Genomic DNA, 20782 nt, shown 5'->3' with positions numbered 1-20782 from the left:
GGCCAGATGAAGTACGGATCTGGTCGCAAAGCGAGGAAAGGAAGTTTTTTTATGTTCAATGCTTTGGTAATGGATAAAGACGAAGAAAGCGGATTGGCGAGCCCATCGGTTAAACAGCTTTCAACAGATGATCTTCCGCAAGGTGATGTCACTGTGGCGGTCGAATATTCAACCGTGAACTACAAGGACGGGCTGTGCATGTCGCCCAAGGGCGGCGGGCTGGTTCGGTCTTATCCTCATGTTCCAGGCATCGACTATGCGGGAACGGTCGAGGCATCCTCGGACGATCGCTATAAGCCCGGCGACAAGGTTGTTTTGACGGGCTGGCGCGTGGGTGAAGCGCATTGGGGCGGCTATTCGCAGAAGGCAAACGCGAAGGCGGATTGGCTGGTGCCCTTGCCCGAAGGGCTGGATGCGCGTCAGGCAATGGCCGTCGGGACCGCCGGATTTACTGCGATGCTGGCCGTCATGGCGTTGGAAGATCACGGGCTGACGCCGGATCGCGGGCCAGTTCTTGTTACAGGGGCCGCTGGCGGCGTTGGCTCTGTCGCTACCGCTATTCTGGGCCATCTTGGCTATGAGGTGGCTGCAGTCACGGGCCGACCGGAAACCGAAGACTACCTGAAATCACTGGGCGCGACGACGATTGTCCCACGGGATGAGTTGAACGAGACCACCAAGCGTCCTCTGGAAAGCGAAACCTGGGCCGGGTGCGTAGATGCCGTTGGCGGTGCGATGCTGGCGCGGGTTTTGGGTCAGATGAAGTATGGCGGTTCGGTTTCTGCCGTCGGTCTTGCTGGGGGTGCCGGATTGCCGGCGACAGTTATTCCGTTCCTGTTGCGCGGCGTGAACCTTTTGGGCATCGACAGTGTGATGCAGCCATATGAATATCGGGTTCGTGCCTGGCAGCGTGTGGCGACCGATCTGCCGATGGACAAGCTTGAGGCGATGGTTCACCCCGCGAACCTGTCTGATCTACCGCAGTTGGGCGCGGACATTCTGAAAGGTCAGGTTAAGGGCCGCGTGGTCGTTGACGTCAACGCCTGACGCCTAAAAATTCAAAAAGCCGGCCGGGTTCGCAAACCGGTCGGCTTTCTCTTTTAACACGTGGCGCAAAAAATGCCCGAAACAACTCTGGTCATTGCCACAATTCCTCAGCATGATTGCTATACATCCCTTTTACGATGGCTTAAGACCCATCCAAACAGATTTGAATACGGGGAGTGAGCAGCATGTCTGATGACTTCGAATTGGATACCGATGACCTTAAACGCCGCATGGAAGGCGCAATGGCAAACCTCAGGACCGAATTTGCTTCGCTGCGCACAGGGCGCGCCTCGGCTTCGATGCTTGAGCCGGTGATGGTTGATGCGTACGGGTCGATGACCCCTATCAATCAGGTTGGGACGGTCAACGTTCCCGAACCGCGGATGGTTACGGTGAATGTCTGGGATAAGTCATTGGTCGGTAAGGTGGAAAAGGCGATCCGCGAAAGCGGGCTGGGGATTAACCCTCAGCTCAACGGCACCATCATTATGCTGCCGATCCCCGAGTTGAACGAAGAACGCCGCCGCGAGCTTGGCAAGGTTGCCGGGCAATATGCCGAAAGCGCCCGGGTTTCGATCCGCAATGTCCGTCGGGACGGGATGGATCAGATCAAGAAGGCCAAGGCCGATGGCATGTCCGAGGACGATCAGAAGTTCTGGGAAAGCGAAGTTCAGGATTTGACCGACGAGTTGATCAAGGCCGTCGACGCCGCGCTTGAGACCAAGCAGGCCGAGATTATGCAGGTCTGAGCAGGTAGAATGCCCAAAGATCCCCACATTGAGTTACCCGTTGGCCCGCGCCACGTGGCCATCATCATGGACGGCAATGGCCGCTGGGCCCAGGCCCGGGGTCGCCCTCGGCTGTTCGGTCACCACGCAGGTGCCCGCCGCGTGCGCGAAGTTGTCGAGGCCTGTCCGGGACTGGGGATCAAATACCTGACGATCTTTGCTTTCTCGACCGAGAACTGGAAACGCACGCAAGTCGAAGTTGCCGGGCTGATGAACCTGTTCCGCCGCTACATCATCAAGGAAACCCGGACGCTGGCCGACAACGGCATTCGCGTTCGGTTTATCGGGGATCGCGTCCGGTTGGATTCGAAGCTGACCGAGTTGATGGACACGCTGGAAGAGGAAACCAAGGATAACGACCTTGTTCATCTGACGGTGGCTCTGAACTATGGTGGCAGGGACGAGGTCGCCCGTGCGACCAAGCGGCTGGCCCGCGATGTGGCCGAGGGGCGCTTGCGGCCTGATGAGGTGGATGAGGAAACTCTGCCTAAGTATCTCGATACACGTGTTTTACCTGATCCCGATCTGGTCATTCGCACCAGTGGTGAGGCGCGTATTTCGAATTTCCTTCTTTGGCAGTCGGCCTATTCGGAATACGAATTCATCGACACGCTGTGGCCAGACTTCACGGCCTCCGAGTTAGAGAAACTTTGCCGCAATTTCGGCTCGCGCGAGAGGCGGTTCGGAGCGGTCCTGGCATGAGTGACGGCCGATGGTCTGATCTGACAGCGCGGGTTCTTTCTGCAGCGGTTCTGGTGGTCATTGGCGCGGTCGAGGTCTGGCTAGGAGGTCTCTGGTTCGAAACCTTCATTGCGGCAGCCTGCGGTCTGATGACGTGGGAACTGGTCCGGATGATCGACCCGCAGCGGTCGGGCGTTGCGTTACAATTGGGCGTTCTCACGGCCATTGCGGTGATCCTGAGCTATCATTTGCCGCCCGTTTTTAATCTGCTCATTCTTCTGGTTCCGGCTTTGGGTGGGGCAGGGCAAGTTGGTCGATCTCGGGTGCTTTACGCATTGTTTGCGTTGTGGATCGCGGCGGCGGGGCTTGGGTTCATCTCGATCCGCGAGACTATGGGATTTGACCTTATGATCTGGCTGATTGCCGTTGTGGTGGCAACGGATGTGGCCGGGTATTTTGTGGGCAAAACCTTCGGTGGCCCTAAATTCTGGCCCAAAGTGAGCCCGAAAAAGACCTGGTCCGGAACTGCCGGCGGTTGGGCTGCGGCTGCAGTTGTTGGGGCAGGGTTTGCTGTTTACAGCGGGTTTGGCGTTGCCTTCGTGCTTGTGTCGGTGCTTGCATCCATGGCCAGTCAGGCCGGAGACATCGTCGAAAGCGCCGTGAAACGGAAATTTGGGGTCAAGGACAGTTCGAACCTGATTCCCGGACATGGCGGGTTCCTGGATCGGTTCGACGGAATGATGGGGGCAGCGCTGTTCGTTCTGATTGCAGGTCTGATCTACACGCCCGAGGCTATGTAATGCGCAAAGTTTCGATTTTTGGGGCGACCGGGTCGATTGGTCAGAACACAATCGATCTGATTGCCCGCGACCCCGCGGCTTATGATGTTGTGGCCCTTACCGGCGGGGCGAATATCGAACAACTCGCAGCCGATGCCCGGCGTTTGGGGGCGGATTTGGCCGTGACGGCGCACGAACATCGCCTGCAGGACCTGCAGGATGCCCTGCAAGGCAGTGGAATCGAAGTGGCCGTCGGACAGAACGCTATTGTCGAGGCTGCGGCGCGGCCTGCGGATTGGGTCATGTCGGCTATTGTTGGCGCGGCGGGCCTTGCGCCGGGGATTGAGGCGCTGAAACAGGGTGCAACGCTGGCGCTGGCGAACAAGGAAACGCTGGTCTGTGCCGGGGCGCTGGTTCTGGAAACTGCACGAGAGCATGGCGCGCGTCTGCTGCCGGTCGACAGCGAGCATTCCGCCGTGTTTCAGGCGCTGGTTGGCGAGGATATGCAGGCGGTCGAACGCGTGATCATCACCGCCAGCGGCGGCGCGTTCCGCGATTGGCCTCTGGCCGACTTGGCCAAGGCAACGGTCGAGCAAGCCTCAAGCCACCCCAACTGGAACATGGGGCAGCGCATCACCATTGACAGCGCCTCGATGTTTAACAAAGCGCTGGAAGTGATTGAGACCCGAGAGTATTTCGGAATCGAACCCGATCAGATCGAGGTTCTGGTTCACCCGGAATCCATCGTGCATGCGATGGTCGGGTTCCGCGATGGTGCGGTGATGTCTCATATGGGCGCGCCTGATATGCGCCATGCCATCGGCTATGCGCTGCACTGGCCCGAACGGCGTGATCTTCCGGTGGAACGGCTGGATCTGGCGAAGCTGGGGCAGCTGCGCTTTCACACTCCGGACGAGGCGCGGTATCCCGCATTGAAACTGGCGCGCGAGGTCATGGCACGCGGCGGGTTGGCCGGGGCGGTGTTCAACGCCGCCAAGGAGCGGGCACTTGATCATTTCATCGCGCGCCGGATCGGTTTTCTGAGCATGGCCGACACGGTGGCCGAGGTGCTGGACCGGTTTGATGCCAAAGATGGCCTTATTGATGCCCCTTTGACACTTGATAACGTGCAGCAAACGGACCATCTGGCACGTCAATGGGCCGATGAAGCCGTGATCGTAAGAGCAGGATAGAATTTTGGACGCACTCTCACTGATCCCCCAGTTCGGCAATTTGCTGTACACGATTGTGGCCTTTGTGGTCGCGCTGTCCGCCATCGTGGCGGTGCATGAATATGGCCATTACATCGTCGGACGCTGGTCCGGCATCCATGCCGAGGTGTTTTCGATCGGGTTCGGCCCTGTGTTGTGGAGCCGAATCGACAAACGTGGCACCAGATGGCAAGTGGCGTTGTTGCCCTTTGGCGGATATGTGAAGTTTCTTGGCGATGCGAACGCAGCGTCGGGCAAGGATTCCGAGGCGATGGAAGACATTGCCGAACAAAGCCCGGAAGAGCTGCGCCGCACAATGCACGGCGCGCCGTTGTGGGCGCGCACGGCAACCGTTGCCGCCGGGCCAATATTCAATTTTATCATGTCGATTATAGTCTTCGGCCTGATTTTCTGGTCGCAGGGCGTGTCTCGGGAACCGCTGACAATCGGGGCGCTGCAGCCTTTGCCCGGCACGGTTCAGGGCCTGCAGGTGGGGGATGAGATCATCGCGATTGCGGGCATCCCGACGCCGGAGTTTGATGAAGAAAGCACCTGGAGCGAGTTCACCGAGGCGCTGCCTGTAGAACCGGTTCTGGACTACACGGTCATCCGCGACGGAGAGACAATGGATGTGCAGGCCCCTTGGCTGTTCCCGCCGTTGATCCGGCAGGTCGCGCCGCGCAGTGCCGCGATGGACATTCAGCTTGAGCAGGGGGATGTTATTACCGCCGTTAATGGCGAACCCATCTTTGCCTTCGAACAACTCAAGGAGTTTGTCGAAAGCTCTGACGGCCGAGTTCTGTTGCTGAACGTCTGGCGGGACGGGGCCGATCTTGAGTTTGCGCTGGCCCCGCGTCGCACGGATGAGCCGCAACCGGATGGTGGCTTTGTCACTCATTGGCGGATCGGTATCGTCGGAGGCATGATGCTTGAACCCGCGACCGTCCCGGCAGGTCTGCTGGATTCTCTATCCGGCGGCGTGCGTCAGACCATGCGCATCATCGATGGGTCTCTTTCTGGCATGTGGCATATGGTGACCGGCGCGATCAGCACCTGCAACATCTCGGGTCCGATTGGCATCGCCGAGACCTCGGGCGCGATGGCCAGCCAAGGGGCGCAGAACTTCATCTTTTTCATCGCCGTTCTGTCGACCGCAGTGGGATTGCTGAATTTGTTCCCGATCCCGGTGTTGGACGGCGGGCATCTGGTGTTTTACGCCTATGAGGCGATCACCGGCAGACCGCCCAGCGAAAAGGCGCTGCGGGTCTTTATGGGCGTCGGTCTGAGCCTAATCCTGGCGCTGATGCTGTTCTCGGTCAGTAACGATTTGTTCTGCTGATTGTGACGCCCATCACTTATTGACGCCGCAATGTCGCCGCAATCTTGGGGTACGGTCTTTTTTGCTACCAATGAGGCGGTCATGTCAAAAGCACTGCGGAAATCTTATCAGAGTGTCAGCTTCCTGTTCATCCTGAACTGGGACTCGCTTTTGTATTTCGGCGCGACTGCTCTGGCCTTGGCTGGCGGCGCTTACCTCGCGGGTCTGTGATTCTAACACTCTTCCGGTGAAAGCAGACGGCGCACCCTGTATAAGGGTGCGTTTTTTGGCCTTTTGACAAGTGGATTTATTCCCGCTACTCAGCTTTAAAGTCCTAAAATTCTGGGTAGAGCATAAAATGACTTACAGGCAAGGCGCAGGCACATCCTGCGGGGGGCAAAAGCCGGCAAACAAGATTTTGTGGCAGCCACTAACCTTCCTTTTCCTTTTTGTAGCAGTGAGTTTACTGGCTTTGCCTCATGCGGCGCAGGCGCAGAGCTTCACGATCAATTCCTTTGATGTCGATGGTAACCGGCGCATCGAAACCGGCACGATCATCGCACGTACGGGAATCGAACCGGGTCAGACTGTCACTTCCGGTCAATTGAACGACGCTTATCAGCGTTTGCTTGACAGTGGTGTTTTTGAAACAGTCGAGTTGACTCCGCGTGGCACTACGCTGGTCATCGAGGTGCAGGAATACCCGACAATCAACCAGATCAGCATCGAAGGGAACGCGCGTATCAAGGATGATGTGCTTCTGGATGTGATCTCATCCGAACCGCGCCGCGTGTTCACGCCGCGAATCGCAGAAGCCGACGCTGACCTGATCGCCCAAGTTTATTCGGCACAGGGCCGCGTATCCGCCACGGTCATCCCTCGCATCATTCGCCGCAGCGATAACCGGGTCGATCTGGTGTTCGAGGTTGCCGAGGGCACGACCATCGAGGTCGAACGGGTCAGCTTCGTCGGCAACCGCGCCTTTTCCGATCGTCGTCTGCGCCGCGTTTTGGAGACGAAGCAGGCGACCTTCCTGCGGACGTTTTTCAGAAGCGACACGTTCATCGGCGATCGCATTGAGTTCGACAAACAGGTGATCCGCGATTTCTACCTGTCGCGTGGCTATGTCGATTTCCGCGTGAACAGCGCCAATGTCGAATTCACCCGCGAACGCGATGCGTTCTTCCTGGTGATGAACATTACCGAGGGCCAGAAATTCTCGTTCGGCCAGATCACCACCGTCAGTGAAATCCCCGGTGTCGATCCGGCCCCTTATCAAGCGGCACTGAAGATCAAACCGGGCGTGACTTATACGCCTTCCTTGGTGGAAAACTCCATCGCGCGGATGGAACGTCTGGGCCTGAAAGAAGGCGTTGACTTCCTGCGTGTCGAGCCACGTGTTACCCGCAACGCGCGCGACCTGACCCTGGATGTGCAGTTTGTCCTGTCGCGCGGTCCGCGCATTTTCGTCGAGCGCATCGATATTGAAGGGAATACGACGACGCTCGACCGGGTTATCCGTCGACAGTTTGATACGGTTGAAGGTGACCCGTTCAACCCACGTGAAATCCGCAACGCGGCCGAGCGTATCAATGCCCTTGGCTTTTTTGCGACCGCGGATGTCGAACCCCGCGAAGGATCATCGCCAAGCCAGGTAATCGTGGACGTGGACGTAGAAGAGCAACCGACCGGATCGCTGAGCCTTGGCGGTAGCTTTTCGGCCACGGATGGTTTCGGTATCGCCATTGGCCTACAGGAACGGAACTTCCTGGGCCGTGGGCAGACCATCGGCGTAAACCTGTCGACAGCGCAGGATTCCGAGCAATACACGCTGAATTTCACAGAACCCTTCTTGCTGGGGCGCAGGCTGCAGTTTGATCTTGGCCTGGGTCTGGCCACCACCAACTCGAGCTTTGCAAGCTACGACACCGAGAGCCTGTTTTTCCGTCCTCAACTGAGCTATGCCATCGGCGAATTGTCGACACTCCGCCTGCGCTACGGGTGGGAGCGCAGCGAGATGACTCAGCAGGACGACGAGATCAACGGTGCCGTTATTGCGTCAGAAATTGCGCAGGGCGAACGGGTCAGCAGTTCGCTGGGTGTTTCTTATGTTTATGACAGCCGTCTCGGCGGCCTGAACCCGAATGCGGGCGTTTTGTTCGAAATCGGCGTCGACGCTGCAGGTCTGGGCGGCGACAACGAGTTCATCAAATCCACCGCGCGGGGTATAGCACAGACACGTGTATGGAACGAAGAGGTTGTGCTTCGGGCAACGCTGGAACTGGGTGCCCTGCATTGGCGTGGAAACGACTTCAGCCGTACCCTTGATCGATTTGTTCTGGGTCCAAACACTTTCCGCGGTTTCGAACCGGCCGGTATTGGCCCGCGCGACCTGTCAAACGGGCAGGACGATGCCATCGGTGGCAACTACTACTGGGTCGCCCGGTTTGAAACGGATTTCCCGTTGGGGCTGCCGGAAGAACTGGGCCTGCGCGGCGGTCTGTTCTATGACGTTGGCAACCTTTACAACATTGACGATGTTGATACGACGGGGGCCACAATCGTCGGTGCCGATGGCTCTATTCGCCACGTGATCGGAATTTCGGTCTTGTGGGAAACGCCTTTTGGCCCGCTGCGGTTCAACTTCTCGCAGCCGTTGAAGAAAGAGAGCTTTGACAAGGAACAGAACTTTGACCTGACTGTTCAGGCCCGGTTCTGATCCGCGATGCTGACGAAGTTTTTGACACAAAAACAGGGCCCGCTTTGGGCCCTGTGCGCATTTCTGGCCCTGTGGTTTGCGGCCCCGGTCGTCGCGCAACAACTGGGCGCGGCCTCGCACGGTGTTCTGACGATTTCCAGCGACCGGCTGTTTACCGACTCTGCCTTTGGGCAGCGGGTGCTTCGGGACTTTGAACTGGAAGGCGCGCTGCTCGCGGAAGAGAATGAACGCATCGTCGCCGAACTCAGCCGGGAAGAAAAAGACCTGACCGAAAAGCGCGCCGAACTGCAGCCCGAAGAATTCCGGCCCTTGGCCGAGGCCTTTGACCAGAAGGTCCAGACCCATAGAGAAAGTCAGCGCGCGAAACTGGACGCGCTGACCCGGCGCAGCGAAGAGGATCGCCAGACCTTTTTCGCCCTTGCGCGCCCGATTCTGATCGACCTGTTGCGGGAAACTGGTGCGTCGATGATTCTGGAACGATCCAATGTCTTCCTCAGCTCGGACACCTCTGACATGACCGACGCGGCGATTGCCCGGATCAACGCCACCATCGGTGACGGAAGCGAATTGCCGGACGGCAACAGCGAATAGGTTTGCTTGCCCTTACGTTCCGGTATTGCTAACCACGCGGGAACTGAGACATCCAAAACGGGACAACTTTATTATGACCACGGAACCCAAAAGCGCCGACATTCAGCTGATCCAGCGGATATTGCCGCATCGCTATCCGTTTCTGCTGGTCGATAAGGTTGTGGACATCACCGATTACCACTCGGCCCGGGGCATCAAAAACGTCACAATGAACGAGCCGCACTTTCAGGGCCACTTCCCCGGAACGCCGATCATGCCGGGCGTCACGATTGTCGAGGCGATGGCCCAGACCGCTGGCGTGATGTTGGGCGTTGGCATGGATGTGATCGATACCGAGTTGCTGATCTATTTCATGAGCATCGACAAGTGTAAGTTCCGCCGCAAAGTCGTGCCCGGTGACGTGCTGGAGATGCACGTGGAGACCCTGCGCGGCAAGAAGGGCGGCAAGCTGTTCAAGTTTAGCGGTCGTGCCACCGTCGACGGGGATGTCGCCGCCGAAGCCGAATTCTCGGCCTATGTCGACTGGGAGATGGAAAAGACGGCATGAGCGGCATTCACCCAAGCGCAATCATCGAAGACGGGGCGCAGATCGGCCAAGACTGCGTGATTGGCCCTTTCTGCTACGTGGGCGCTCAGGTCACATTGGGCGACCGGGTTGAGCTGAAATCGCATGTTGTCGTGACCGGTGAAACCTCGGTCGGCGATGAGACGGTCATTTTCAACTTTTCGGTGATCGGAGAAATCCCGCAGGACCTGAAGTTCGGCGGCGAAGATACAAGGCTTGAGATCGGCAAGCGCAACCGGATACGGGAACACGTAACGGTCAACACCGGTACCGATGGCGGCGGCGGCGTGACCCGGATCGGCGATGACTGCCTGCTGATGGCCGGGGTTCATGTGGCGCATGACGTGCAGATCGGGAACCGGGTGATCATGGTGAATCATGCCGGGGCCGCAGGGCATTGCATTATCGAGGATGACGTGATCATCGGTGGTATATCCGGCCTGCATCAATGGGTACGCGTCGGGCGCGGCGCCATCATCGGTGCGCTGACCATGGTGCCTAACGATGTTATTCCCTACGGCCTTGTGCAGGCTCCGCGCGGTGAGCTGGACGGGCTCAATCTGGTTGGGCTCAAGCGTAAAGGCGTCTCGCGCGAGGATATCTCGGCCCTGCGCGCCGCGTTCCGCGAGTTGTCCAAGGGCGAGGGCACTTTCATGGACCGCGCCCACAGGGTCGGGGATCAGACCGAAAGCGAATATGTACGGCGGATCGTCGACTTCGTGACCGGGCATAGCGACCGGTCTTTCCTGACACCGGGGAAATAATGCGATGCTTGCGCTGATTGCGGGAACCGGCGCTTTGCCGAACGAAGTGGTTGCCGAACTGGCCGAGCGCCCCGTGATCTGCGCGATGGAGGGGTTTCTGCCCGACAGCCTGACCGCAGAAGTCGTGTTCCCGCTAGAGCATCTGGGCAGTTTCATCGCGGACCTTCGCACCAGAGGCGTGACTGAGATTTGCATGGCCGGTGCCGTCCAGCGCCCGACCATTGATCCCTCGCGTATTGACGCGGCCACGATGCCTCTGGTCCCGATCTTGCAGCAGGCGATCATGTCGGGGGATGACGGCGCGTTGCGCGCCGCGATCGGGATTTTTGAGGACGCGGGCCTGCACGTGCGCGCGGCGCATGAGATCGCGCCGGGCCTTCTGCCATCTCTGGGGTGCCTGACCGAAACGCAACCGTCCGAGACTGATCTGGCGGATGCCGACCGGGCCGCCGGGATTTTGCGTGCCATGGGAGCGGCGGATATCGGGCAAGCCTGCGCCGTGGCCAAAGGGCAGGCATTGGCGGTTGAGGGTGTTTACGGCACAGCCTGGATGCTGCAATCGCTGACCCAACGCCCGGATGCAGGCGGTGGTATCTTGTTCAAGGGTCCCAAACCAGATCAGGACCGCCGCGCCGATCTGCCGGCGATTGGGCCGGACACCGTGACTGGTGCCGTGGCCGCAGGGCTGTCCGGCGTTGTCATCGAAAAAGGCGGTGTGATCGTCCTGCAGCGGGATCGCGTGATCGCCGAGTGCAACCGTCTGGGCCTGTTTCTTTACGTTCGCGAGCGGCTCGTCTGATGCGCGTGTTTCTGGTCGCCGGTGAACCCTCGGGCGACCGGCTGGGCGGCGCGCTGATGCAGGGGTTGAAGACGCTGATCCCCGATGTTGAATTTGACGGCGTTGGGGGGCCGCTGATGCAGGCACAGGGGCTGAACAGCCGCTTTCCCATGTCCGAGCTCAGCGTGATGGGGCTGATCGAGGTTCTGCCCAAGTTCTTCCACCTGAAACGCCGGATTGGCGAGACGGCGCAGGCCGTTCTGGACACGAAACCGGATGTGCTGATCACCATCGACAGTCCGGATTTCAGCTTGCGCGTGGCGAAGATCGTCAAAGCGGCCGGTGATACTCGCACCGTCCATTATGTGGCCCCAAGTGTCTGGGCGTGGAGACCGGGACGGGCGGACAAGATGGCGAAGGTCATTGACCATGTTCTGGCGCTGTTGCCCTTTGAGCCGCCCTATATGGAGCGCGCCGGGATGGAATGTGATTTCGTCGGCCATCCGGTAGTGAACGAACCCGTCGCCTCGGAACAGAATATTGCACAGTTTCGCGCGGATCATGGTCTAGGAGATGCACCCATTGTCCTCGCGCTGCCCGGCTCTCGCAAGGGAGAGGTCGAACGGCTGGCCCCCATCTTCGGCGACGCTTTGCAGCAGTTTCTGCAAGATCGCTCCCAGTCACGTGTTGTGGTTCCGGCGGTCGCGCATATGGTAGAAGCGGTCTCTGATCACGTGCAGGATTGGCCAGGAAAGCCTCTGGTCGTCGACCCGAGAGATTTACCATCGGATCAAGCGCAGGCGCAGAAAAGGGCCGCATTTGCCGCAGCCGATCTTGCTCTGGCGGCGTCGGGCACGGTCTCATTGGAACTGGCCGCGCAGGCGACGCCGATGGTGATTGCCTATAACCTTAACTGGCTCACCACTCTGATCGCCAAACGAATGGTCAGTCTGGATACGGTGACGCTGGTCAATCTGGTGTCTGAGACCCGCGCCGTTCCTGAATGCCTGCTGGACGATTGCCAGCCCGACAAGATTTCCCAGGCGCTAAGACAGGTCACAAACGCCCCCGATACGCAGCGTCAGGCGATGGACCTGACGATGGACCGGCTTGGTCGCGGCGGCGAGGCCCCGGGCCTGCGCGCCGCGCAAGCCGTTTTGGACCGGATGAACGCCTGATGCTGGATTATGCGGTCTTTGCGCTGTCGGCCTTTACGGCGCAGGTTTTGACGAACCTCGACAATGTCGCGGCCTTGCTGGCATTGATGATGGTGTCGGGGCCGAAGCGCTCCGTTCTGGGATTTCTTGCCGCGCAGATACTGGTGATTGCCGCTGCTTATCTGGTGGCGGTCGGCGTCGATGACGTCATCCCCCATTGGGCCGGTTATCTGGGCCTTATCCCTCTGACCTTAGGGGTGCTGGGCGTTCTGCGTCAGGTTCGCGGCGCGTTGCCAACGCAGGACCCCAAGATCGAAACCGGAGCCTCGACCATCGTGATTTCGATGCTGTTTGTCAGCCTGTCGATGGATACGTTCGCCGTGCTGGCACCGCTTTTGGCCGACTCCGCGCCCGGCTTCCGAATTGCAGGACTCATCGGCGCGGGCAGCGCGGCGCTGGGTCTGGCCTCGGTCGCATTGCTGGGATCCAAAGCGCCGTTCATGACCGGGAATCTCGCGCACCGGTTGGAGAAACTGGTGCCCTTCGTCATGATCTTCGCCGGGCTTTACATCCTCAGCAACTCGTGGACCGACGCGATCTAGTAACCGCGCCAGATCCACCCACCGCCGAAGATACGGCTGCCGGTGCTTTCATAGAATACACAGGCCTGACCCGGAGAGATGCCTTCCTCGGGCGTCAATAGTTCCACCTCGGCCGTCGTGTCGGACAAGGGGCGCACAATCGCCTCACGCGGCGGGCGGGTCGAACGAACTTTGACCGACAGGTGCCATTCGTCGCGCGACGTGAAAGGCTCATCCCCCAGCCAGTTGATCTCGCGCACGGGAACGGTGCGGGTCGCCAGCATCTCTTTCGGGCCGACGACGACCTGTTTCTTGTCCACGTCCAGCTTGACCACGTAAAGCGGCTCGCTGAGCCCGCCGATGCCCAGGCCGCGCCGCTGACCGATGGTGTAGTGAATGACCCCGTTATGCTGCGCCAGAACGCGGCCATCGGCATGCACGATCTCGCCCGGTTCCGCCGCACCGGGGCGCAGCTTTTCGATCACGCTGGCATAGTTGCCGTTGGGCACAAAGCAGATGTCCTGACTGTCGGGCTTGTCGGCCACGGCCAGCCCGTATTGCGCCGCCATCTCGCGCGTGGCGTCTTTCGAGGGCAGGTGACCCAGCGGGAAGCGCAGGAAGTCTAGCTGCTCGGGCGTGGTTGAGAACAGGAAATAGGACTGATCGCGGTTCGCATCCTCAGCGCTGTGCAATTCCGGGCCTTTCGGGCCCATCTTGCGTTGGATATAATGACCCGTGGCCATGCAGTCGGCCTCAAGGTCCTTGGCAGTTTCCAGCAAGTCTTTGAACTTCACCCGCTCATTGCAGCGAATACACGGCACTGGCGTCGCGCCTGCCAGATAGCTGTCGGCGAACTCGTCAATTACCGCGTCCTTGAAGATGTTCTCATAGTCCAAGACGTAATGCGGAAAGCCACGTTCTTCGGCCACGCGCCGCGCATCGTGGATGTCGATCCCAGCACAACAGGCTCCCTTTTTGGCCAGCGCCGCGCCGTGGTCATAAAGCTGCAGCGTTACGCCAACCACGTCATACCCCTGATCCGCCAGATGCGCGGCCACCACGGAACTGTCCACACCACCGGACATTGCAACCACCACCCGCGTTTCCGAGGGCGGTTTGGCGAAGCCAAGCGAATTGAGTTGGGTTTCGGCAGCGAGGGCCATGGCGATTCCAGTCCGGGTTAAGAAAGACCGGCAGAATATAGGAAAATTCTAGACACTCTCAAGGGGCGGTTTCACGCGCCATTAAGTAGCCTGGATGCAGCTTTGTCGCACCAGGAAAGGGCAGAGAGATGTATTTGCACAAAGTTGAAGGGCCAAGGTCCGTAACCCTGCCGGATGGAACGGTTTTGACACGCGCCGATCTGCCGCCCGAAGACACGCGCCGCTGGGTCGCCTCGCGCAAGGCGATTGTCGTGCGCGGCGTTCTGTACGGGCTGATCACCTTGTCAGATGCCAAAAAACGCTATGGCATCAGCGATGAAGAATTCAACACATGGGTTTCGGCGGTCGCAGAACACGGTGTGGACGCTTTGAAGGTGACGGCCTTAAAAAAATATAGACAACCTAAAGGTGATACCGAATAAATGATTCAACGGTAACGTCAGATTAACCAATATTAGTCAGGGTTAATTTCAATAGGAATAGTTGACCCGAATTGGAGCAGTAAATGAGAATACTTCTTGTCGAGGATGACCCGACAACATCCAAAAGCATCGAGTTGATGCTGACGCATGCGAACCTGAATGTGTATGCAACGGATTTGGGGGAAGAGGGCATCGATCTGGCAAAGCTCTATGACTACGACCTGATTTTGCTGGATCTCAACCTGCCGGACATGAACGGCCATGAAGTGTTGCGCCAGTTGCGGATCGCGCGGGTTGAAACGCCGATTCTGATCCTGTCGGGTGCCGACGACACCGAAAGCAAGATCAAAGGCTTCGGCTTTGGGGCCGATGACTACCTAACCAAGCCTTTCCATCGCGAAGAACTGGTTGCCCGCATTCACGCGATCATCCGCCGCTCCAAGGGGCATTCGCAATCCGTTATTCATACAGGCCGGGTTGCCGTTAACCTCGACGCTAAAACAGTCGAAGTGGACGGCAAGACGGTTCATCTGACAGGCAAGGAATACCAGATGCTGGAACTGCTGAGTTTGCGTAAAGGCACGACGCTGACCAAAGAAATGTTCCTGAATCACTTGTATGGCGGCATGGATGAACCCGAGTTGAAAATCATCGACGTTTTCATCTGCAAGCTGCGCAAGAAACTCAGCAATGCGACAGGCGGTGAGAATTATATCGAAACCGTTTGGGGCAGGGGATATGTGCTGCGTGATCCTCAGTCCAACAGCATGGACGAGACCCGGATGGCCGTCAGCGCCTGAATTGACCAAACCTGTGCCGCCGTCGGTCCAGGGCGGCACCTCCACTCACGTCTCAGCACGTCTGGACCTGGCCATGGCCTCGCCCTATCACTGAGGTCCAAGATTAAGTGACGGGGCGAGGGCATGAGCGATTCAGTTTCAGCGCAGGATTTGACAGAGCAGCAAGCGCGAGAAGAGCTTGCGCGTCTGGCCGAACAGCTTTCGCGGGCAAACACGCTGTATCACGCCGAGGACGCGCCCGAGATTTCGGATGCGGAATACGACGCGCTCAAGCGCCGCAATGCCGAGATTGAAGCGCGTTTTCCGCATCTCAAACGTGAGGACAGCCCCTCGGACCAGGTGGGTGCGCGGGCGGCCGACGGGTTCTCGAAGGTCACGCATGCGGTTCGCATGATGTCGCTGGGCAATGCCTTCGATGATGAGGATGTAGCGGATTTCGACCGCTCCATCCGAAAATACCTTGGGCTGGATACCGAGGCCCCACTGGCGTTCACGGCGGAGCCCAAGATTGACGGGCTGTCGCTTTCGCTGCGCTACGAAAAAGGGGAACTGGTGCAGGCCGCAACGCGCGGTGATGGGGAAGTTGGCGAAAACGTAACGGCCAATGCACGCACGGTCGCGGACATTCCCCAGAAGATCGACGGCGCACCGGATATCATGGAGGTCCGGGGCGAGGTTTACATGTCCCATCAGGATTTCGAAAACCTGAACGCGCGCCAGTCCGAGACCGGAGGCAAACTCTTTGCCAACCCGAGGAATGCAGCGGCGGGTTCTCTGCGCCAGTTGGATGCCTCGATCACCCAATCGCGCCCTTTGCGTTTCTTTGCATATGCTTGGGGGGAACTGTCCGAACCTTTGGCTGACACGCAGATGGCGGCGATTCAACGGCTCAAGAGCTTCGGGTTTTCCACGAACACACTCACAAAAGTTTGCCCAACGACCGCAGACATGTTGAACCATTACCGCAGCATCGAAGAACAGCGCGCGACCCTCGGCTATGACATCGACGGCGTTGTATACAAGGTGAACAATTTGGCGCTGCAGGCCAGGCTCGGGTTCCGCTCGACGACCCCCAGATGGGCAATTGCGCACAAGTTTCCCGCTGAATTGGCTTGGACCCGACTCGAGGCGATCGACATTCAGGTCGGCCGCACCGGTGCGCTCAGCCCGGTCGCGCGGCTGCATCCGGTGACTGTTGGCGGCGTCGTGGTCTCGAACGCCACGTTGCATAACGAGGATTATGTCGCCGGGCAGGACGCCAAAGGCGGAACGATCCGCGATGGCAAGGACATTCGCGAAGGCGACTGGGTGCAGGTCTATCGCGCGGGCGACGTGATCCCGAAAATCGCCGATGTCGATCTGTCAAAACGGCCCGAAGGGGCCGAGCCATACAAATTCCCGACAACCTGCCCGCAATGCCAAAGCGACGCCATTCGAGAAGAGGGCGATGCGGTCAGACGCTGCACAGGTGGCGTCATTTGCCCCGCGCAGGCCGTTGAAAAATTGAAACATTTCGTCTCGCGCAAGGCGTTCGATATCGAAGGGCTGGGCGCGAAACAGATTGAGATGTTCTATGATGATCCCGATCTGCCGATCCGAACACCGGTCGATATTTTCACGTTGCACAACAGGGATGGGGGCAATCTGAACAAGCTGGCCAACCGCAAAGGTTGGGGCGCGCAAAGCGCGGGCAACCTGTGGGCTGCGATCGACGAAAAGCGCAACATTCCCTTTGGGCGCTTGCTGTTTGCGCTGGGTATTCGGCACATGGGTGAAGCCGCATCAAACCTGATCGCGAACCATTACGGAAGCTGGTCGGAGTTTGAGCGCGCCGTCACCGCCGCCTCGGGGTTTGAGGGGCCGGAATGGGACGACCTGATCGGCATCGACGGGATCGGGGAAATCATGGCCCGTTCGCTGGTCTCGGCCTTTGCACAGCCTGCGGAACGCACCAGCATCAACGCCCTGGTCGCGCAACTGCAGGTGCAGGAGGCGAAACGGCCGGATACCTCCGGCAGTCCGGTGGCAGGCAAGACTGTTGTCTTCACCGGCACGCTGGAAAAGATGACCCGCGCCGAAGCCAAAGCGCGGGCCGAAGCGTTGGGCGCAAAGGTTTCAGGCTCGGTCAGCAAAAAAACCGACCTGTTGGTTGCCGGTCCGGGTGCGGGCTCCAAAGCCAAGAAAGCCGCCGAGCTTGGCATTGAAACGCTGGATGAGGATAGCTGGCTGCAGCTGATCGACGGCGCATGAGCGGACGACCGGAACAGCTTTTCCCGCTGTTCGCGGGGCTTGAAACGTTAGAGGGCGTCGGCCCGAAAACGGCTCAGGTGATGGCGCAAGCGGGGACCGAAAGCCCCCGCGATGTGCTTTTCGGCCTGCCTTATGCGGTTGTCGACCGGCGCAGGCGCGAGACGATCCAGGGGGCCGATCTGCCGACCACGCTTACAGTCGAAGTGACTGTTGGCGCGCACCGACCGCCGCGCAACAAGGGCGGTGCCTATCGGGTTCATGTCGAAGATACTCAGGCCGATTTCCAACTGGTCTTTTTCCACGCGCGGGGGGATTACCTGAAAAAGGTGCTGCCGCAAGGAGCGCGCCGGGTGATCTCGGGCAAGTTAGAGCTTTTTGACGGCATGGCGCAGATGGTGCATCCCGACCATATGCTGCCGGTGGAACAGGCGACGGAAATTCCAGAGTTCGAGCCGGTTTATCATCTGACGCAGGGCCTGACCCAAAAGACCGCCTTCAAAGCGGCGCGCAGTGCGCTGGCCCGCGCACCGGAATTGGCGGAATGGATCGACCCGGCTCAGCTTTCGCAAAAGAACTGGCCGGATTGGGCCGGAGCAATTAGGGCCGCGCACAACCCGCAGGGCGCGGATGATGTTGCACCTTTTGCACCAGCTCGGGAGCGTCTGGCCTATGATGAACTGCTGGCGCATCAACTGACGCTGGCCCTGGCGCGCCAAAGGGAACGAAAGGCGCGCGGGGTTGTCAGCGTTGGAACCGGCGCGCTGCAGTCCAAAGTTCTGGCCAGCCTGCCATACCGACCAACGGGCGCGCAAAGCCTTGCGATCGAGGAAATCTCAACAGATATGGCCTCGGACGCGCGTATGAACCGCTTGCTTCAGGGCGATGTGGGTGCGGGCAAAACGCTTGTGGCGTTCATGGCTTTGCTGGTGGCGGTCGAGGCCGGGGGACAGGGCGTCATGATGGCCCCGACCGAAATATTGGCCCGGCAGCATCTGGAAGGGTTGCGGCCCCTTGCCGAAGAGGCCGGTGTGGTTCTGGAAATCCTGACCGGGCGCGATAAAGGCGCGGAGCGAAAAGCGAAACTGGCCGCATTGCGAAGCGGCGACATCCAGATTTTGGTCGGCACCCATGCGGTGTTCCAAAGTGATGTAGAATTCCACGCGCTACGGCTGGCCATCGTTGACGAACAACACCGCTTTGGCGTGCGCCAGCGGATGGAGCTGTCGGACAAAGGGCAGGGTGCGGATGTGCTGGTGATGACCGCCACGCCGATCCCCCGCAGTCTGGCGCTGGCGCAATATGGCGACATGGACGTCTCGGTTCTGGATGAAAAGCCGCCCGGTCGGAAGCCCATCAAAACGGCCATCATCAGCACACAGCGTATGGATGAGGTCGTGACCAATCTGCAGCGCGCGATTGATGAGGGGCGGCAATGCTATTGGGTGTGCCCTCTGGTCGACGAATCAGAGGTATCCGACCTGACTGCTGCCGAGGAGCGGTTCAAGCGGCTGCGCGCCATTCTGGGCGACGGCAATGTTGGGCTGGTGCACGGCCAGATGCCGCCCGCCGATAAAGACGCGGCGATGGAGGCTTTTCAGAACGGGCACACCAAGGTTCTGGTGGCCACCACGGTGATCGAGGTTGGGGTCAACGTGCCCAATGCCTCGATCATGGTGATTGAGCGGGCTGAAATCTTCGGTCTTGCCCAGTTGCACCAATTGCGCGGCCGCGTGGGGCGGGGCGACGCGGAATCCACCTGTTTGCTGATGTATCAGCCCCCGCTCAGCGAGGGCGGGCGCAAACGGCTGGAAGTGCTGCGCGAAACCGAAGACGGGTTCCGCATTTCCGAGACCGACCTGCAGATGCGGGGTGCGGGCGACCTGATCGGAACCGCGCAATCGGGGCTACCGAAATTCCGCATCGCCGATCTTGAACGGCAAGCCGGCCTGATGGCTGTCGCCCAGACAGATGCGCGCGCATTGTTGAATGCCGATCCCAAGCTTGAAACTCAACGGGGGCGGGCGGCTCGTGTTCTGCTTTGGCTGATGAAGCAGGATCAGGCGATCCGTTTGATTTCAGTGGGTTAGACTCGAAATCACCATTTAGTTCACAAATGTTCTTAAAAAGTTCTTTACCGACTCGGCAAAATATGAGAACAAAAGGTCAACAAAGGATTAATTGCCTGACCGGAGGTGACACATGCTGACCCAGATCAAGACCGCGTTCAACCGCTCGCAATCCACGATCCTGCAGGATGCAGCCGGTGTGATGTCGCTGGTCGTGATCCTGATGGTCGCGCTTCACATGCCTGTCGGGTTCTAATCCTTTCTGCCTGCGCTCTCGTGCCGATCAAACCGCGCGTGTCTTCCCATTTCAGTCAAGGGTGACCTGCCTGTCCCAAACCCCTTGAGGGGCCTTGCCTCGGCCCCGCGCGGTCTTCCGGACCCCACACGAGAAACGCATTACCTGCCGCCGCCCTTTCCGCCCGGAAGGTGCGGCGGTTTTTTCTTAAAGCTGTCCGGTTTTGATAATCTCAAGCATCGCCGACAGAACCGAATTCGCCGCGACCGAGGCCAAAATCATGCCCATCACGCGGCTGATGATGGCCGCGCCGGAGTGGCCGATCAGACGAATGATCGGCTCGGCCAGTAGCATCAGAACAAATGCAACGGCCAGAACTGAGAGCATCACCAGGGCGGTAACACCCTGATCCACAACGCTATACCGGTTGTTGTCCGTCAGAATCACAACCGCCAGCATCGCGCCGGGCGAGGCCAATGACGGAACCGCCAACGGAAAAATCGCCGGGTTCTGCTTGTGCATCTTGTCATCCGCGTCTTCTTCGGCCTGACGCTGCTCGACCACCTGTTTGCTTTCGCCAAAAATCATCGTCAGCGCGAATAGGAACAGGATGATCCCACCGGCAACCTGAAAGGAGTTCAGGCCGATATCCAGCGCCTCGATCAGCAATTGGCCGAAGATCAGGAAGAACAGCAAAATGCCGGCACTGACAAGGGCAGCCAACAAAGCGGTGCGGCGGCGGGCTGTGGCCTCAATCCCGGCGGTGACGGCAATGAAAACGGGGATGGTGCCGATGGGGTCGATCACGACCCAGAGCGTTACAAAATGTTCAAGTAAGTCGTTCAAACCCGAACTTCCCCCAATATC

The 20782-nt window shown here is 59.1% G+C and carries 21 protein-coding genes; 19 read left to right on the top strand and 2 right to left on the bottom strand.

Translation table 11 applies throughout. From position 1 onward, the window contains the following. The first annotated feature begins 51 nt into the window (after positions 1-51). The 14 genes from acuI (at position 52) to ACR0NJ_RS09670 (ending at position 13000) form a co-directional block, all read left to right on the top strand. A complete protein-coding gene (gene acuI / locus ACR0NJ_RS09735) occupies positions 52-1047 on the top strand; it encodes an acryloyl-CoA reductase (protein WP_480816931.1) in 996 nt (331 codons plus the stop codon). Positions 1048-1232: 185 nt separating this feature from the next. Continuing rightward, entirely contained in the window at positions 1233-1796 is a 564-nt protein-coding gene (frr, locus tag ACR0NJ_RS09730; RefSeq protein WP_480816930.1) for a ribosome recycling factor, read from the top strand. A 9-nt stretch (positions 1797-1805) separates the two neighbouring features. Beyond that, positions 1806-2537 carry an isoprenyl transferase gene (locus ACR0NJ_RS09725; protein WP_480816929.1) on the top strand — a complete coding sequence of 244 codons (732 nt, stop codon included), beginning with the start codon at positions 1806-1808 and terminating at the stop codon, positions 2535-2537. Next, on the top strand, positions 2534-3316 hold the full coding sequence (locus tag ACR0NJ_RS09720) for a phosphatidate cytidylyltransferase (RefSeq protein ID WP_480816928.1): 783 nt from the start codon (positions 2534-2536) through the stop codon (positions 3314-3316). Before ACR0NJ_RS09725 ends, ACR0NJ_RS09720 begins: the two co-directional genes overlap by 4 nt. Further along, on the top strand, positions 3316-4488 hold the full coding sequence (gene dxr / locus ACR0NJ_RS09715) for a 1-deoxy-D-xylulose-5-phosphate reductoisomerase (protein WP_480816927.1): 1173 nt from the start codon (positions 3316-3318) through the stop codon (positions 4486-4488). The genes ACR0NJ_RS09720 and dxr overlap by 1 nt, the downstream gene beginning before the upstream one ends. A 4-nt stretch (positions 4489-4492) precedes the next feature. After that, positions 4493-5845: an RIP metalloprotease RseP gene (gene rseP / locus ACR0NJ_RS09710; RefSeq protein WP_480816926.1), complete on the top strand. Its 1353-nt coding sequence runs from the start codon at positions 4493-4495 to the stop codon at positions 5843-5845. An 81-nt stretch (positions 5846-5926) separates the two neighbouring features. Further along, positions 5927-6055 (top strand): hypothetical protein, encoded by a 129-nt coding sequence (locus ACR0NJ_RS09705; protein WP_480610787.1) that lies wholly within the window; start codon positions 5927-5929, stop codon positions 6053-6055. A 127-nt stretch (positions 6056-6182) separates the two neighbouring features. Next, positions 6183-8543 (top strand): outer membrane protein assembly factor BamA, encoded by a 2361-nt coding sequence (gene bamA / locus ACR0NJ_RS09700; RefSeq protein ID WP_480816925.1) that lies wholly within the window; start codon positions 6183-6185, stop codon positions 8541-8543. Positions 8544-8564: 21 nt separating this feature from the next. Next, the gene (locus tag ACR0NJ_RS09695) at positions 8565-9134 is read left to right on the top strand and encodes an OmpH/Skp family outer membrane protein (protein WP_480816924.1); all 570 of its coding nucleotides are present in this window, start codon (positions 8565-8567) and stop codon (positions 9132-9134) included. 73 nt (positions 9135-9207) lie between these two features. Further along, positions 9208-9681, top strand: coding sequence for a 3-hydroxyacyl-ACP dehydratase FabZ (gene fabZ, locus ACR0NJ_RS09690; protein ID WP_480816923.1), 474 nt, complete (start codon positions 9208-9210; stop codon positions 9679-9681). Beyond that, positions 9678-10463 carry an acyl-ACP--UDP-N-acetylglucosamine O-acyltransferase gene (gene lpxA, locus ACR0NJ_RS09685; RefSeq protein ID WP_480816922.1) on the top strand — a complete coding sequence of 262 codons (786 nt, stop codon included), beginning with the start codon at positions 9678-9680 and terminating at the stop codon, positions 10461-10463. The genes fabZ and lpxA overlap by 4 nt, the downstream gene beginning before the upstream one ends. Positions 10464-10467: 4 nt before the next feature. Beyond that, positions 10468-11262 (top strand): LpxI family protein, encoded by a 795-nt coding sequence (locus ACR0NJ_RS09680; RefSeq protein ID WP_480816921.1) that lies wholly within the window; start codon positions 10468-10470, stop codon positions 11260-11262. Continuing rightward, positions 11262-12419, top strand: a complete 1158-nt coding sequence (gene lpxB, locus ACR0NJ_RS09675; RefSeq protein WP_480816920.1) for a lipid-A-disaccharide synthase — start codon at positions 11262-11264, stop codon at positions 12417-12419. The genes ACR0NJ_RS09680 and lpxB overlap by 1 nt, the downstream gene beginning before the upstream one ends. Continuing rightward, positions 12419-13000: a hypothetical protein gene (locus ACR0NJ_RS09670; RefSeq protein ID WP_480816919.1), complete on the top strand. Its 582-nt coding sequence runs from the start codon at positions 12419-12421 to the stop codon at positions 12998-13000. Before lpxB ends, ACR0NJ_RS09670 begins: the two co-directional genes overlap by 1 nt. Here ACR0NJ_RS09670 and mnmA read toward each other — a convergent pair. Beyond that, on the bottom strand, positions 12997-14142 hold the full coding sequence (gene mnmA, locus ACR0NJ_RS09665; protein WP_480816918.1) for a tRNA 2-thiouridine(34) synthase MnmA: 1146 nt from the start codon (positions 14140-14142) through the stop codon (positions 12997-12999). The genes ACR0NJ_RS09670 and mnmA overlap by 4 nt on opposite strands. A 128-nt stretch (positions 14143-14270) precedes the next feature. Here mnmA and sciP point away from each other — a divergent pair, with 128 nt between their 5' ends. The 5 genes from sciP to ACR0NJ_RS09640 all read left to right on the top strand — a co-directional run bounded on the left by sciP (position 14271) and on the right by ACR0NJ_RS09640 (position 19936). Continuing rightward, positions 14271-14564 carry a CtrA inhibitor SciP gene (gene sciP / locus ACR0NJ_RS09660; protein ID WP_480816917.1) on the top strand — a complete coding sequence of 98 codons (294 nt, stop codon included), beginning with the start codon at positions 14271-14273 and terminating at the stop codon, positions 14562-14564. A gap of 83 nt (positions 14565-14647) precedes the next feature. After that, complete coding sequence (gene ctrA / locus ACR0NJ_RS09655; RefSeq protein ID WP_480816916.1) at positions 14648-15364, top strand: response regulator transcription factor CtrA; 717 nt, start codon at positions 14648-14650, stop codon at positions 15362-15364. A gap of 123 nt (positions 15365-15487) precedes the next feature. Further along, on the top strand, positions 15488-17614 hold the full coding sequence (gene ligA / locus ACR0NJ_RS09650) for an NAD-dependent DNA ligase LigA (protein WP_480816915.1): 2127 nt from the start codon (positions 15488-15490) through the stop codon (positions 17612-17614). Continuing rightward, entirely contained in the window at positions 17611-19701 is a 2091-nt protein-coding gene (gene recG / locus ACR0NJ_RS09645; RefSeq protein WP_480816914.1) for an ATP-dependent DNA helicase RecG, read from the top strand. The genes ligA and recG overlap by 4 nt, the downstream gene beginning before the upstream one ends. A 112-nt stretch (positions 19702-19813) precedes the next feature. Further along, on the top strand, positions 19814-19936 hold the full coding sequence (locus tag ACR0NJ_RS09640) for a hypothetical protein (RefSeq protein WP_480816913.1): 123 nt from the start codon (positions 19814-19816) through the stop codon (positions 19934-19936). A gap of 186 nt (positions 19937-20122) precedes the next feature. Here the strand turns inward: ACR0NJ_RS09640 and ACR0NJ_RS09635 are convergent, their stop codons facing one another. Beyond that, positions 20123-20761: a MarC family protein gene (locus tag ACR0NJ_RS09635; RefSeq protein ID WP_480816912.1), complete on the bottom strand. Its 639-nt coding sequence runs from the start codon at positions 20759-20761 to the stop codon at positions 20123-20125. Positions 20762-20782 lie beyond the last annotated feature (21 nt).

This window comes from Ruegeria sp. F11, from assembly GCF_056533855.1.
Note: the sequence above shows the minus strand (reverse complement) of the source record. Positions and strands in the feature narration are given on the sequence as shown.

Excerpts from the sequence above, each read along its gene's own strand:
- acuI (WP_480816931.1), top strand. The coding sequence starts at position 52 with ATGTTCAATGCTTTGGTAATGGATAAAGACGAAGAAAGCGGATTGGCG.
- ACR0NJ_RS09640 (WP_480816913.1), top strand. The coding sequence starts at position 19,814 with ATGCTGACCCAGATCAAGACCGCGTTCAACCGCTCGCAATCCACGATC.
- ACR0NJ_RS09680 (WP_480816921.1), top strand. The coding sequence starts at position 10,468 with ATGCTTGCGCTGATTGCGGGAACCGGCGCTTTGCCGAACGAAGTGGTT.
- lpxA (WP_480816922.1), top strand. The coding sequence starts at position 9,678 with ATGAGCGGCATTCACCCAAGCGCAATCATCGAAGACGGGGCGCAGATC.
- sciP (WP_480816917.1), top strand. The coding sequence starts at position 14,271 with ATGTATTTGCACAAAGTTGAAGGGCCAAGGTCCGTAACCCTGCCGGAT.
- mnmA (WP_480816918.1), bottom strand. The coding sequence starts at position 14,142 with ATGGCCCTCGCTGCCGAAACCCAACTCAATTCGCTTGGCTTCGCCAAA.
- dxr (WP_480816927.1), top strand. The coding sequence starts at position 3,316 with ATGCGCAAAGTTTCGATTTTTGGGGCGACCGGGTCGATTGGTCAGAAC.
- ACR0NJ_RS09720 (WP_480816928.1), top strand. The coding sequence starts at position 2,534 with ATGAGTGACGGCCGATGGTCTGATCTGACAGCGCGGGTTCTTTCTGCA.
- bamA (WP_480816925.1), top strand. The coding sequence starts at position 6,183 with ATGACTTACAGGCAAGGCGCAGGCACATCCTGCGGGGGGCAAAAGCCG.
- fabZ (WP_480816923.1), top strand. The coding sequence starts at position 9,208 with ATGACCACGGAACCCAAAAGCGCCGACATTCAGCTGATCCAGCGGATA.
- ACR0NJ_RS09670 (WP_480816919.1), top strand. The coding sequence starts at position 12,419 with ATGCTGGATTATGCGGTCTTTGCGCTGTCGGCCTTTACGGCGCAGGTT.
- ctrA (WP_480816916.1), top strand. The coding sequence starts at position 14,648 with ATGAGAATACTTCTTGTCGAGGATGACCCGACAACATCCAAAAGCATC.
- frr (WP_480816930.1), top strand. The coding sequence starts at position 1,233 with ATGTCTGATGACTTCGAATTGGATACCGATGACCTTAAACGCCGCATG.
- ACR0NJ_RS09725 (WP_480816929.1), top strand. The coding sequence starts at position 1,806 with ATGCCCAAAGATCCCCACATTGAGTTACCCGTTGGCCCGCGCCACGTG.
- ligA (WP_480816915.1), top strand. The coding sequence starts at position 15,488 with ATGAGCGATTCAGTTTCAGCGCAGGATTTGACAGAGCAGCAAGCGCGA.
- recG (WP_480816914.1), top strand. The coding sequence starts at position 17,611 with ATGAGCGGACGACCGGAACAGCTTTTCCCGCTGTTCGCGGGGCTTGAA.
- ACR0NJ_RS09705 (WP_480610787.1), top strand. The coding sequence starts at position 5,927 with ATGTCAAAAGCACTGCGGAAATCTTATCAGAGTGTCAGCTTCCTGTTC.
- lpxB (WP_480816920.1), top strand. The coding sequence starts at position 11,262 with ATGCGCGTGTTTCTGGTCGCCGGTGAACCCTCGGGCGACCGGCTGGGC.